Origin of the sequence: Actinomadura fulvescens (assembly GCF_039533225.1) — a bacterium.
GTDB classification, from domain to species: Bacteria; Actinomycetota; Actinomycetes; order Streptosporangiales; family Streptosporangiaceae; genus Spirillospora; species Spirillospora fulvescens.
In genome coordinates this window covers 33,115-45,827 of record NZ_BAAATD010000020.1, presented here as the reverse complement: position 1 = coordinate 45,827, position 12,713 = coordinate 33,115, and the positions used below count along the sequence as shown (strand labels likewise).

Here is a 12,713-nt window from a genome sequence, read left to right as displayed (position 1 = left end):
CCTCTCTGTTCGACAGGTGAACACCAGCGATCCTCACGGCGACCCTGGCGGTGTCGGCACGGCAAAACCATCGCCCGACCGAATCCGGACCGAATCGTGGTACGCGGAAGGGGTGGTGGGTGCCGTGCACGATCATCGGCTCGGCACCCCTGTCGGTTGTCCAGGTAAAGCAATCACCAAGGGTGTTGATATGTTTACGTAAAGTTATACAGTCATGCCCTCAGCTCCCCCAGAGAGGACGTTCATGACAAGGACAGGCAAGCTCGTGATGATCGCAGGGTTCGCGGTCGCCGGTGTGATGGGCTCCCCCGGCCTGGCGTTCGCGGGCGGCGACGGCCACGACGGTCCCTACTCCGTCATCGGAGGGACCGGCTCCAACGAGGGCAGCTCGAACGCGACGGGCCACAGCAACAACTGCGGCAACGGCTACTTCTCGATGGTGAGCCCGACCGACTGCAAGAACCACCACTCGGCCGGCCACGAGGCGGAGGGCGGCGCCGAGTTCATCGGCGGCCTGTTCTCCAACATCGGCAGCTCGAGCGCGAGCGGCCACAGCAACAACTGCGGCAACGCCTATGTCGCGTTCAACAGCCCGACCAGCTGCACCAACTCGCACGATTAGCTCCGTGCGCGGACGGGCGTGAGGTCTGCCTCGTCGACCATGCCGCGCACGAAGAACGGAATGGCGCCGGGGCGAGGATGGCACTCCTTCCTCGCCCCGGTCGCCTGTCCCCGCAGTGGAACCTGGGCAAGCTACTTGAAGAGGCTGGTGAACTCGCCGACCATGCCGGGGAAGCCGCTCGATTCGGCCGGTGAGTCCGCTATGTAGCAGTCCTGGGTGAAGAACGGGTTGTAGACTTTGCAATTATCTGGCTTTGCCATCGCGGGGGTCGCGCTGACGAGCATCGCCGTCGTCAGCGTCGAGACCACGGCGATCCTGCGGGCGGCCGGGGGGACCTTTTTCATCCTCTGCCTCCGTTCTCCGGATTCATTCGGGTGACCGTTGGTGAACTACCCGTCTGATAATTGGCCATTCGTTACCTTCGGTAGATAGTTCTTTGGCGTTTGGACATATCGGTTGCTTTGTGTGCAGATGTTCATTTGTGGGGGCGGCGGTTGAGGTAGCGGTCGTCGGCGCGGCGTTTCAGGTCGCCGACCATGGCCGCGAGACGGTCAAGGCCACGGGGCGGTGGCGGAGGGGGAGTGCGCGGAGGTGGCTCCGCCGCCGTGAGCGCGACGTCCTCGTACAGCCGGGCCAGCGGACCGGGCGCCCGCCAGTTGGCGGCGCTTCCCAGTCGCAGGAACGCCGGGGCCAGCAGCAGCCTCACCACGACCGCGTCGGCGATCAGGGCCGCGGCCAGGCCGAGCCCGACCATCCGCACGACGGTGGAGCCGGAGGTCGCCAGCACACAGGCGGGGATCATTATGGTGACGACGGCGCTGAAAGCCGGTATGGCGGCTTGCGCGGCACCGGCCGCGATGGCGTCCGGGTGGCTGAGCCCAGTTTCGTAGAGCCGTCTCGTGCCGGCCAGTAGCAGCGCGGTGTGGGCCACCGCGAGTCCGGCCGCGACCGCCAGGACGGGCGGCAGCGCCGTCGCGTCCAGGAAACCCACCGGTGAGAGGTGACCGGTGAGCGCCCGCAGCGTGGCGTCCTGCATGGTCACGACCAGGGCTGCGCAGGCTGCCGCCGGGGCCAGGGCGCTGAGCAAGATCCCCTTGAACGCCGCCAGCACGCCGCCGGAGAACAGGAACAGCAGCGCCAGGCCGAGGAACGCCCCGGCGAGCACCGCCAGCGGCAGGGCCTGGCTCGTCCTGGACGCGGTATCGGCGGCGCGGGCGGCGGCTCCCGTGATCAGTGTCCGGCTCGGCGCGTCGGCCGTCCGGACGCGGTCGAGCACGTGATCTGCCTGGCCGTGTCGCGCGGCGGAAACGGTCACCAGGGTGGCGCCGAGATAGCTGTAGCGGCTGGGAGGTGCGCCTCGTCGTGCCTGTTCGGCCAAGGCGGCTTCCCTGGCCAGGATCGTCTGCCTCGCCCGGGCCGCCCTCTTGGCCATTTCCGCTTTCATCAGCGCCTCTTGCTTGGCCATTTCCGCCTTGGCCAGCGCCGCCTTTTGGAGCAGGGCCGCCTTCTGGGCCATCGCGCCTCGTTGCGCCATCGCCATTTGCTGGGCGAGTGCGGCTCGCTGCGCGAGAGCCTGCTGCTTCGCCAGCGCGGCCTTTTTCATCAGCGCCGCTCTCTGGGCCAGCGCGGCTTTCTTGGCTCGGGCCATCTGCTCGGCTTGAAGGGCGGCCAGGGGAGAGCTGTCAAGTGGGATGAAGGGTGGGGGAGCGGGCGGCCGTTTTGCGGGGACGCGCGGGTAGGCGGGCGGCCCGGCCGGTGGGCGGGGTGGCCACGGCGACCACGGCAGGTTGGCCGCCGCCAGCCGCATCCCAGGCGCCGTGCCGTCGTAGGAGCCGGTGACCGTCCGTACGCGCTGAACGCCGGGGATCTTGGCGAGGTTGCGGGCGTAGCGTTCGAGCTGCGTGCGTTCGGCCACGTCGTCGGCGTCCAGATCAGGAAGGATCACCTTGAGCTGCTGGTCGGGCGGAAAGTCGAACTCGCGCTGGATGCGTTGTGCGGTGGAGTGCGACTGGGCGTTGGTGGGCAGCACGCGTTCATCGGGCAGGCTGAGGCGGGCCTGCGGCGCCGCCATGACGACGACGGCGGCCAGCAGCATGCCGATGCAGCCCAACACCACCGGACGCCGGGTTGAGACGGAGGCCACGCGGCGCCACGTACGTTCACCGAAGCCCTCGGAGATCTTGGGGGAGGGTGCTCCTTGGGGCTTGGCGGATTGCCTGGCACGTGACCTGCCGCCGCGCTGCGAGCGGCTGCCGCGCGAGTCGCTGCTGCGCCTTGAGTCGCTGCCGCGCGACCCGCTGCCGCGTTGTGAGCCGCTGCCGCGCAGCGTGCCGCTCAGCAGGTAGCAGAGGAGAAGAAACGCCGACACCCGCAACGGGCTCTCGCGCTGCGATCGGCGCCGCCGGATCGCGGCGACTCCGGGCCCGGCCTTGACTCGTCCCGCAGACGTGGCCGAGCTGTCGGTGATCGGTCCCGTCGGTCTGGTGGTGAGGATCGCGACGTGGAGGATGGTCGTGACGGCGAAGCCGAAGGTCACCGCTCTCCGGAGAACGCCACGCCTCGTACCGGAGCGGCTCGTACCCGAGCGGCTCGTACCCGAGCGGCTTGCGGACGCATTACGGCCCAGCTTTTTCCGCGGCTCTTGGCTGGTCCCTTCGTTCGGCTCTCGGCCTGGCTGTGCGGTCGGCTCTCGACTGGGTTGTTGGCTCGACTCGCGGCTTGGCCGTTCGTGCGGGCTTCGGCTTGGCCGTTCGTGCCGGTTTGGGGTTGGCGTCCCGACTGGTCGTTCGGTCGCGTTCCGGCTCGGCCTTCGCTGCTCGCGCCTGGACGTGGACGCGTTCAGCCGCATCAGGTGGCTGACGCCTGAGGCCAGGACGAGGCTCCAGGGAGCTACCTGCCGCTTGGCCTTCATGGCGGGTACCGAACGGGTTGTCTGCACTGCGCGGGTGGAACGGCGGCGCAGCCGGGCGAACATGTCACCGCGCTGGATGCGGCTGCCGATGACCGCCAGCAGCGCGGGCAGCACCACCAGCGTCACGGCGGCCGCCGCACCGGTCGCGAAGAGCGCGGCCAGGGCCAGGATGCGTGCGGCATCGACGGGCAACACCAGCAGGGCGGCCAGCGTCGCCGCGACGACGACCGCCGAGCACGCCGCCGTATGGCCCGCCGTGACCAGGCTGCGTTCGAGCGCGTGCTCCATGTCCGCTCCGGCGGCGAGCTCGCGCCGATAGCGGGAAACGATGAGCAGGCCGAAATACAGTGCCAGCCCGAACGCGATGACACCGGCCAGCGGCAGTGCCACCAGCGGCAGAAGTGTTAGCCGGCTCAGCGGCCAGAGTGACGCCAGAGCCCCCGCCGCTGCCAAGGCGGCCATCAGGACCGGTGCCAGCGCGCCGTACACCGGGCCGATGATTAGCAGCAGCGCCACCGCCGACAACGCGACGGCGATGAGCGCGGCACGCGGCAGTTCGTGCCGCAACTGCTGTGTTTGCTGGACCAGCGTCCAGGCGTTCCCGGTGGCCGTCACCTCAAGCCCGTCCGACACGCGGGCGGCCGCGGGCACCAGGCGCCGGGCGGTACGTGCCTGCGCGGACGCGTCGCCGGACAGCTTCACCAGCACCAGCGCCGCACGGTGGTCGCGCGAGCGCAGGTCGGCGGGCTTGCGCGGCCAGTACGACCGGACCTTGGTCACCCCGCGATACCGGCTGACCAGCTGGGTGAGCCGCCGCCCGTCCGCCGCCACCTCGGGCGAGTCGACCGCCGCGCCCGCCGCCACCCGCAGCGTCAGGTCGGGCTCGCTGTCCTGGGGGAAGCGGCGGTCAAGGAAGGCGTCGGCGTCGGCGGAAGCGGTGTGGGGGGCGGCCGCCGCACCGGCGGCCAGCCGGCCTGCGGCGGCGGCCGCCGGGATCGGGGCGAGCAGGGCCACCACCGCGGCGACTGCCAGCACGAGGTGCCGCTGACGTACCGACCACTGGGTCAGGACGGTGAGCGACTGGTCGCCGGCCCGCCGGGAAGCTCGCCGTGGCTGCGACACCGCACCTCCTAAATCAGGGTTGGGGCAGGTACGGGTGGCGGGTCAGAGCCTCGGACCGGACATCGCGTACAGGTCTGACCCGTCCCGGCTGTCGAGGCACCGATAGTCACGAGCGTTGCCGAGCATTACGAGCCAGTGCCCGGTGCCGTTGCAGGCCATGAAGTTGGGGAAGGAGCCGACGTAATGCCAGTACACCTTCGGACGTGGTTTGGCATGGGCGGGAGCGGCGGTCGCCGCGGGGGCCGCAACGGGGGCCGCTGTCACCAGGGCGGTGGCCGCCAGGAGCATGGCGGCCCTGCGGACGGTGCGCCGGGGGGCGGGGGGCATGGACGCTCCTTCACGGGCGGGAGGTTGGAACGGCCAGCGGGCTCGGACACGCCGGGCCCTCCTTGTTCACGCGCGACCCATTCCCGTGACTATCAGTAGCCAAACAAGGCCATACTGTAAGTCTGATGGCGAGAGATCGGGTGGTCGCGGCATTGGTGTGATCTGGCGCCATTGAGGGCGAAATGTCCCCCCGCCCATCGGGGGAGGCGGCACTGAGTACGTTCTGACCGGCACCAACTTCCCTCTGGACCCGCGCCCGAGCAGCCGTCTAGGGATGACGCCGCAGCGGCGAACGGCCCGAAACTACTCATCGTCACTTCCTATAACTCCTCGTTATTCTTGGACGATGACGCAGAATCTCGTTCGTGCCATGACGACGGGCGTCGCCTTCAGCGCCGCGCTGCTCGCGTTCACCCCTGTCGCCATGGCCGACACGCCCCCCGCCGCCCCCTGTACCGACACTGCCCTCATCGTGCCCATCGCCGTTCCCAACGGGGCGGGAGGAATCCCCGTGCCTCCGTGGAGCATCCCCGCCTGCCCCGGGACCCCGAGCGACACCGAGCCGCTGCCCGGCCACTGACCCCGTACTCGCTGAACCCACACCCCCGGGCGGCTTGACCATCCCGCTGCCGAACGGTTCGTCAGCCCCATGAACGGCCCACCAAGCCGGACATGGGGCTTTCGTATGCCTGAACCCACGTCCGCCAGCGGCATTTAGCCGTACAGATTATCGTCTTCCGGGCAAATCCCCAGGGCGCGCATTTACTCCCTCTCGGGCGGATATGGAGAAAACTCTTTCCGCCTGTTCGATGGTCAACGTTATTGCTAAGGTCCAGGACGTCCAAAAAGAAGTCAACTTCGAGGGGCGTTCCCTATGTTTATTTCATGTCGCGCGCTAAGCGCGGCATTGCCGGCGGCGGTGATGGCCGCGTCGGTGTTCACCGGTTCTCTGGCCGTGCCCCAGGCGGCAAGGGCCGACGCCAAGCCGGCACAGCCGCCGGGGCCGAGTCTGACGACGACGTTCCCGACGGCTCTGGCCTTTTCGATGCTGGCTCCCGAGCAGTCGCCGCCCGGTGCCAACGACTGGTCGTGCGTGCCCTCTGCCGCCCATCCCGAACCAGTGGTCCTGGTACACGGCACCTTCGCCAACGCCTACGGCGCGTGGGCTTATATGGCCCCGGCCTTGAAGAGGGAGGGTTATTGCGTCTACGCCCTCAACTATGGCGCGCGCCGCGGCAACCCCGTTAAGGCCACCGACGACATCCGCCGGTCCGCGCGGACTCTGCGTGATTTCATCGACCGTGTCCTTGCGGCAACCGGCGCTCTCCAGGCCGCCATCGTCGGGCACTCCCAGGGCGGCATGATGCCCCGCTGGTATCTGAAATACGAAGGCGGCACCAATCCCGACAACCCCAAGCGCAACAAGGTGGCCCGGCTTGTCTCGCTGGCGGGCACGAACCACGGCACGAGCGTCATGGGCATCATGTCGCTCGTGGACATGCTGGGAATCCGCAAGCAGGTCGGACGAGTCATCAGCACGGCGGCAATCCAGCAGGGCACGGGGTCACGCATGCTGCTGACCCTCAACCGGGGCGGCGACACCCAGCCCGGCGTGGCCTACACCGCGGTCGGCACCCGCTACGACCAGGTCGCCACGCCCCCCCGGCAGACGTACCTGTCGGCCGGCCCCGGCGCGACGGTCCACAACGTAGAGCTGCAGGACGGATGCGAGGTGGACCTCACCGACCACCTGGGCATCACCTACGACCCCCGGGCTCTGCACTACGTCAAGAACGCCCTGGACCCGAAGCGCGCCGACACCCACACAGGCCGCGTCGCCACCTGCCAGCCCTTCGCCCCCGTCGTAGGCCCCCCGCTCAGCGAATGACCACGTTCCCCAGATAAACCAACCGCGGCCCCCGTCGCCCACCCAAGCGACGGGGGCCACCCCCGCCCCCGCACAACCCCCCGCTCGCAACCCCGCGCTCGCAACCTCCGCGCTCGCAACCTCCGCGCTCGCAACCTCCGCGCTCGCACCTTCCGCGCTCGCACCTTCCGCGCTCGCACCTTCCGCGCTCGCACCTTCCGCGCTCGCACCTTCCGCGCTCGCACCCTCCGCGCTCGCAACTCCGCGCTCGCTAACTCCGCGCTCGCTAACTCCGCGCTCGCTAACTCCGCGCCCGCACCTTCCGCGCCCGCACAACCCCGCGCTCGCTAACCCCGCGCTCGCTAACCCCGCGCTCGCTAACCCCGCGCTCGCTAACCCCGCGCTCGCTAACCCCGCGCTCGCTAACCCCGCGCTCGCTAACCCCGCGCTCGCTAACCCCGCGCCCGCTAACCCCGCGCTCGCTAACCCCGCGCCCGCTAACCCCGCGCTCGCTAACCCCGCGCCCGCTAACCCCGCGCCCGCACAACCCCGCGCTCGCACAACCCCGCGCTCGCACAACCCCGCGCCCGCACAACCCCGCGCCCGCACAACCCCGCGCTCGCACAACCCCGCGCTCGCACAACCCCGCGCTCGCACAACCCCGGCCCGCAATCCCCCGGCCCGCAATCCCCCGCACCGCAATCCCTCGGCCGTAAACCCCTCGGCCATGCCCGTCGGGCTATTACGGTGTGAAGGCCCCGGCGGCCCCCTGGATCGTGGAAGGTGCTTAGGACGAGTCGTCCAGCACCTGCAGTAGCTCGGAATCACCGGCGGCGGGACCATCTCACTGCCGGCGTGCGCCATTCCTTGATGCCGGGAAATGCGTGTATCGCGGGTGTATCGAAAACCGCATACGCCACCGCAACAGTCTCCCGTCTTCAGTGGAGACATGGACCACCGCATCACTGTCAGCACCACCCCGTCGTACGCGCAGGATTGGGCTCGTCAGTCTGGCGATCCTCGGTGCAGCGATCGCCGGCCTTGCCTGATGCCCGCCTCGCGCGCCGTTCGCCTCCGGACGGCCGAGGGCTCTGCCCACGGCCTGACTCTTCGGCGGTGAGCTGTGGTGAATGAACCCGTGGGCAACAGGGCTCGCGCCCTGGCGATGGTCACCCGGCTCGTCGCGGTGCTGCTGGTGCCGGTCGCCTTCTGCCGCGCACCCGGCCGCGCCCGCTTCCTGGCCTGCCAGTGGGCGTTGAGCCTGCGCTTCCCCGCCGAGGATCTCCGCGGGCTGGCGCCGGAAACGCTGACGGCGTTCACGCACGCGCGGGCCGAGGCGTTCTGGCGCGACGGGCAGCTGATCGGCCTCACCTCGGGACATCGCGACGCCGCCGAACAGCACCGGATCTTCACCGAGGAGGTGCGGCGCACCGGCTCGGTGTCGGCGGCACGCCGCCGGGTGCTGCCGCCCGAGGAGTCCAACCACGTGCGGGGCCTCGCGCTCGACGTCCGGCCGACCGAGGGCGCGCAGTGGCTCGAACGGCACGGCGGACGGTACGGGCTCTACCGCGTCTACGACAACGAGTGGTGGCACTTCGAGTACCGCACGGTCAAGCCGGTCCCTCTGCCGCATCCGGATGCCGCGGCTCGGCGGCCTGAGCGCCGCGCCGCGTACGGACTGATCCATGGCGATGAGTCGTGGCGTCACGACCTGCGTCCCGATGAGGACGGTCGCCGACCGATGTTCGCGGATCCGGCTGAGCCCCCCGGGACGCGGCCGTGAGCGAGGTCTCGATCGCGCTCCAGCACCGAGCGACTTTTCGACCGCCGACCTTGCAGACGCTGCCTCTGGCGGTGACCGCGAACGTGGCCAGGATCCGTGCACGGACGCAGAGCATGATCATGGCCGTGGTCAAGGCCGACGGTTACGGCCACGGCGCCGTCACCGTCGCCAGGGCCGCCGTCGCCGCCGGGGCCGGGTGGCTCGGGACGACCAGTGTCGCGGAGGCTTCGGCGTTGCGCGCCGCGGGGCTGGCGGTGCCGATCCTCACCTGGCTGCACCCCTCCGGGATCGATGCCGACGCGGCGGCGGCCGCCGGGGCCGATGTCGCGGTCGGGTCGGTGGCCGAGCTCGACGCGCTTCTTGCGCAGGCCGCGTCGACGGTGCGGGTTCATCTCCATGTGGACACCGGAATGTCCCGTGGCGGCTGCCCCCGCGGGCAGTGGGACGAACTGATCGCTCTGGCTTGGCGTGGTCAACAGGCCCGGAGGGTCCGCGTCGTGGGTGTGATGGGGCACCTTCCGCGGGCCGACCAGGCCGATCCCGCGGCGAACGCGCCGGCGGTCGTCGGCATGCAGGAGGCGTGGCAGGCGGTCCGGGCGGCGGGGCTGAGATCGCCGCTTGCCCATCTCGCGGCCACGTCGGGGACGCTGACCGACCGGGCGACCCATTTCGGCATGGTCCGCGTCGGGGCGGGACTGGTCGGTATCGATCCGTCCGGGACCGTGGAGATGCACGGCGCGTCCCGGCTGACCGCACCGATCGTGCACACGACGGCGGTACCGGCCGGCACGCCGGTCGGTTACGCCGGCGCGCATGTCACCGATCGTGCCACCCATCTGAGCGTCCTCCCCGTCGGGTACGCCGATGGGATTCCGCGAGAGCTCTCGCCCCAGGCCGGCGTCGAGGTCCGTGGGCGCCGCTTCCCGGTCGTCGGACGGGTCTCGATGGACCAGATCGTGATCGATACCGGCGCCCAGTCCTTCCCGGTCGGCACGTCCGCGACCCTGTTCGGCCCGGACGGGGAAGCGACCCCGACCATCGGGGACTGGGCTCGCTGGGCCGCGACCATCCCGCACACCATCGTCACCGGCATCGGGCCGCGCGTGAAAAGGAGCATCGCATGACACGGCGGATAGTGGTGATCGGCGGCGGAGAGAACGCCGAGCACGAGGTCTCCCTGGCCACTGCCACAGCGGTCGCACGGGCGCTGCGTTCCAGCGGATTCGACGTCGACGAGCTCACCATCGACCGCGACGGGACATGGAGGCGGGGCGCGGACGCGCTCGGGTCGCGGGCCGCCGATTCCCTGGCGGCGGCACTGAGCGCCATCGAACGTGCCGACGTCGTCTTCCCCGCGGTCCACGGCCCGGCCGGCGAGGACGGGACCCTCGCGGCACTGTGCGCCCTCGCCCACACGCCGATGGCAGGCTCGGGCCTGCGCGCCGGAGCGCTCGGCATGGACAAGTGGGCGACCAAGCTCGTGGCCGAGGCCGTCGGGCTCCGCACTGCTCCCGGCCGGCTGGTGGCGGCGGCAGAGATCGCCGACATCGAGTTCGCGAGGGATGTGGTGGTGAAGCCGGCCTCGGCCGGGTCGAGTTTCGGTGTCGCCTTGGCCCGCGACGCCATCCAGTTGCGCGCCGCGCTCCGCGCCGCGGCGCGATTCGACGACCGGATCCTGATCGAGGACGTCGTCGCGGGCCGGGAGATCGATGTGGCCGTCCTGCGTGAGGCCGATGGCCGCCGCTGGGCGGCACCGCCGCTGGAGATCCACGCCGGCGGCCTGTTCGACACCCGGTCCAAGTACGACGGTTCAGCCCGGTTCAGCGTGCCCGCCGACATCGACAGCGCGGACCAGGCAGCCCTGACCGGCGCGGCACTGCGGATGTTCGACGCGATCGGCTGTGCCGGTGTCGCCCGCGTCGACTTCTTCCTCACCGACCACGGGCCCGTCCTCAACGAAGTCAACACCATGCCCGGAATGGCCGCCGCCTCCCAGGTACCCAGAATGTTCGCCGCAGCCGGACTGCCCTACGAGCAGCTGGTCGAGCGCCTGGTCGACGCCGCCACCATGCCCGAACCCCGAGCCCGGGCGCTGAGCGTGTGAGGCCATGACCCGCCCGAGAAGGCTGGGCAGACGTCGTGAAAAGCAGAGGAGATCGCGGCCACCGTGCCGGGGGCGCGGGTCCGGTTTGCATATGTCGGCGATATGCCGTGCGGCTTAACCTTCAGGTATGCGCGTGCTGATCGTGGAGGACGAGCCCTACCTGGCCGAAGCCGTCCGTGACGGTCTGCGGCTGGAGGCGATCGCCGCCGACATCGCCGCCGACGGCGACACCGCCCTGGAACTACTCGGCACCAACTCCTACGACCTCGCGGTCCTGGACCGCGACATCCCCGGCCCCTCCGGCGACGAGATCGCCCGGCACATCGTCGCCTCCGGCAGCGGCACCCCGATCCTCATGCTCACCGCCGCCGACCGGATCGACGACAAGGCCTCGGGGTTCGAGCTCGGCGCCGACGACTACCTCACCAAACCGTTCGAGCTTCGCGAGCTCGTCCTGCGGCTAAGGGCGCTGGACCGCAGACGCGCGCACGCCCGACCCCCGGTCCGCGAGATCGCGGGCCTGCGGCTGGACCCCTTCCGGCGGGAGGTCTACCGCGACGGACGCTACGTCGCGCTCACCCGCAAGCAGTTCGCCGTGCTCGAAGTCCTCGTCGCCGCGCGAGGCGGTGTCGTCAGCGCCGAAGAACTCCTGGAACGGGCCTGGGACGCCAACGCCGACCCCTTCACCAACGCCGTCCGCATCACCGTCTCCGCCCTGCGCAAACGACTCGGCGAACCATGGCTGATCGCCACGGTGCCCGGCGTCGGCTACCGCATCGACGCTCAACCGGACACCGGGCGTGAGGGAGGAGACCGTGGATAGAGCCCCAGGTTTGAGCGTTCGCCTCAGACTCACCCTCAGCTACGCCGGCTTCCTCATGCTCGCGGGTGCACTGCTGCTCGCCGCCGTGTGGATGTTCCTTCTGCGAGACTACGGTTTTCCCGTTCCCCGCCTCTCCGATTTCCAGCGCGTCTTCGCCCCAGGCAGCTTCGGCCCAGTCGTCTTCGTCCCAGCGGCAACCGTAGTGCTGGCGTTCCTGCTTGTGTTCGGCCTCGGGGGAGGGTGGATCCTCGCCGGCTGGATGCTCGCACCGCTGACTCGCATAACGGACGCAACACGCATGGCCGCGAACGGATCGCTCGCCCACCGAATCCGGCTACCGGGCCGCACAGATGAGTTTCGCGAACTCGCCGACGCCTTCGACTCCATGCTCGACCAACTGCAATCCCACATCGCCGAACAGCAAAGGTTCGCCGCCAACGCCTCCCACGAGCTGCGCACCCCGCTGGCGATCTCGAAGACACTCCTGGACGTCATCCGCAACGACACGGCGCGGGACCAGGGCGAACTCATCGAACGCCTCCACATTGTCAACACGCGGGCGATCGACCTCACCGAGGCCCTCCTGCTGCTCAGCCGCGCCGACCGAGGGAGCTTCCCCCGCGAGCTGGTCGACCTGTCCCTGATCGCCGAAGAGACCGCCGAAACGCTGCTTCCCCTCGCCGAGCGGCGCCAGATCACGCTCGACGTCACCGGCGAGACGACACAGACCGTCGGCTCCGCGGCGCTCATCCTGCGGATGGCGACCAACCTCGTCCAGAACGCCATCGTCCACAACCTCCCCACCGGCGGCACCGTCACGGTCCACACCGAATCGCAGCACGACACCAGCGTGCTGCGGGTCGAGAACACCGGCCCTCGGGTCCCGTCGGAACTCATACCGACCCTCACCGAACCCTTCCAACGCGGAACACAACGCACACGCACCGACGAACACGCCGGCGTCGGCCTCGGGCTGGCCATCGTGCACAGCATCGTCCGAGCACACGACGGAACCCTCGACCTCACACCCCGCCCCACCGGCGGTCTCCTTGTCACGATCCGGCTTCCCCGCACACCGCACGGATCGTCCCCGAACGGGACCCACTAGATCGTCTTCAGGGACTCCACCCAGCGGCAGCCGCAGGCATCCAAAA

General features: G+C 69.8%; 11 protein-coding genes. 8 read left to right on the top strand and 3 right to left on the bottom strand.

Translation table 11 applies throughout. The features are described from left to right. The first annotated feature begins 244 nt into the window (after positions 1-244). Positions 245-622, top strand: coding sequence for a hypothetical protein (locus ABD333_RS43665; protein ID WP_344548610.1), 378 nt, complete (start codon positions 245-247; stop codon positions 620-622). Between the two features lie 131 nt (positions 623-753). On the opposite strand, the gene ABD333_RS43660 is transcribed toward ABD333_RS43665, so the two are convergent. From ABD333_RS43660 to ABD333_RS43650, 3 genes are all read right to left on the bottom strand, one after another. Continuing rightward, positions 754-966, bottom strand: coding sequence for a hypothetical protein (locus ABD333_RS43660; protein ID WP_344548608.1), 213 nt, complete (start codon positions 964-966; stop codon positions 754-756). Between the two features lie 131 nt (positions 967-1,097). Then, on the bottom strand, positions 1,098-4,655 hold the full coding sequence (locus ABD333_RS43655) for an MMPL family transporter (RefSeq protein ID WP_344548606.1): 3,558 nt from the start codon (positions 4,653-4,655) through the stop codon (positions 1,098-1,100). A 42-nt stretch (positions 4,656-4,697) separates the two neighbouring features. Further along, on the bottom strand, positions 4,698-4,982 hold the full coding sequence (locus tag ABD333_RS43650; protein ID WP_344548604.1) for a hypothetical protein: 285 nt from the start codon (positions 4,980-4,982) through the stop codon (positions 4,698-4,700). A gap of 346 nt (positions 4,983-5,328) precedes the next feature. Here ABD333_RS43650 and ABD333_RS43645 point away from each other — a divergent pair, with 346 nt between their 5' ends. The 7 genes from ABD333_RS43645 to ABD333_RS43615 all read left to right on the top strand — a co-directional run bounded on the left by ABD333_RS43645 (position 5,329) and on the right by ABD333_RS43615 (position 12,667). Then, positions 5,329-5,562 (top strand): hypothetical protein, encoded by a 234-nt coding sequence (locus ABD333_RS43645; RefSeq protein ID WP_344548602.1) that lies wholly within the window; start codon positions 5,329-5,331, stop codon positions 5,560-5,562. Between the two features lie 342 nt (positions 5,563-5,904). Beyond that, entirely contained in the window at positions 5,905-6,870 is a 966-nt protein-coding gene (locus ABD333_RS43640; protein ID WP_344548600.1) for an esterase/lipase family protein, read from the top strand. A 1,105-nt stretch (positions 6,871-7,975) separates the two neighbouring features. Then, entirely contained in the window at positions 7,976-8,632 is a 657-nt protein-coding gene (locus ABD333_RS43635) for a M15 family metallopeptidase (protein ID WP_344548598.1), read from the top strand. Further along, positions 8,629-9,756, top strand: a complete 1,128-nt coding sequence (gene alr, locus ABD333_RS43630; protein WP_344548596.1) for an alanine racemase — start codon at positions 8,629-8,631, stop codon at positions 9,754-9,756. Before ABD333_RS43635 ends, alr begins: the two co-directional genes overlap by 4 nt. Then, on the top strand, positions 9,753-10,736 hold the full coding sequence (locus ABD333_RS43625) for a D-alanine--D-alanine ligase family protein (RefSeq protein WP_344548594.1): 984 nt from the start codon (positions 9,753-9,755) through the stop codon (positions 10,734-10,736). The genes alr and ABD333_RS43625 overlap by 4 nt, the downstream gene beginning before the upstream one ends. 127 nt (positions 10,737-10,863) lie before the next feature. Continuing rightward, positions 10,864-11,559 (top strand): response regulator transcription factor, encoded by a 696-nt coding sequence (locus ABD333_RS43620; protein ID WP_344548592.1) that lies wholly within the window; start codon positions 10,864-10,866, stop codon positions 11,557-11,559. A gap of 10 nt (positions 11,560-11,569) precedes the next feature. Beyond that, entirely contained in the window at positions 11,570-12,667 is a 1,098-nt protein-coding gene (locus tag ABD333_RS43615; protein ID WP_344548590.1) for a sensor histidine kinase, read from the top strand. Positions 12,668-12,713: the final 46 nt, after the last annotated feature.